Source organism: Pseudomonas sp. SIMBA_068 (assembly GCF_046534705.1).
Taxonomy (GTDB): Bacteria; Pseudomonadota; Gammaproteobacteria; order Pseudomonadales; family Pseudomonadaceae; genus Aquipseudomonas; species Aquipseudomonas putida.
In genome coordinates this window covers 1-361 of sequence record NZ_JAWRYI010000140.1, presented here as the reverse complement: position 1 = coordinate 361, position 361 = coordinate 1, and the positions used below count along the sequence as shown (strand labels likewise).

At 57.6% G+C, this 361-nt stretch carries 1 protein-coding gene; it reads right to left on the bottom strand.

Annotated features, from left to right (window positions below; all coding sequences use genetic code 11):
- A partial coding sequence (locus tag SB756_RS28550; protein ID WP_410912864.1) for an efflux RND transporter permease subunit occupies positions 1-361 on the bottom strand: 361 nt, incomplete at both ends.

Genomic DNA, 361 nt, shown 5'->3' with positions numbered 1-361 from the left:
TGGTCGTTACCGGGAACTGATCCAGATGGTTGATGGAGAGCGGCGCAAAACGCTGCTCAATTTTGGCAATTGAGCTTAGCGGCACCACGCCACCGTCGCTGCTGGTCAGGCGAATGGTATCCAGCGCCGCGAGGCCTGGGGTATTTTCGGTGTTGTGTTCCAGCACCACGCGATACTGGTTAGCCTGAGTATAAATAGTGGAAATCAGCCGCTGACCAAACGCGTTGTACAGGGCGTTATCGACATCCGCCATGCTGATGCCGAGGCGGCTGGCGCTGTCGCGGTCCACTTTGACATAGGCTTCCAGTCCCTGATCCTGCCAGTCACTGCTGACATCGCGCAGCTGTGGCAGGGTACTGAG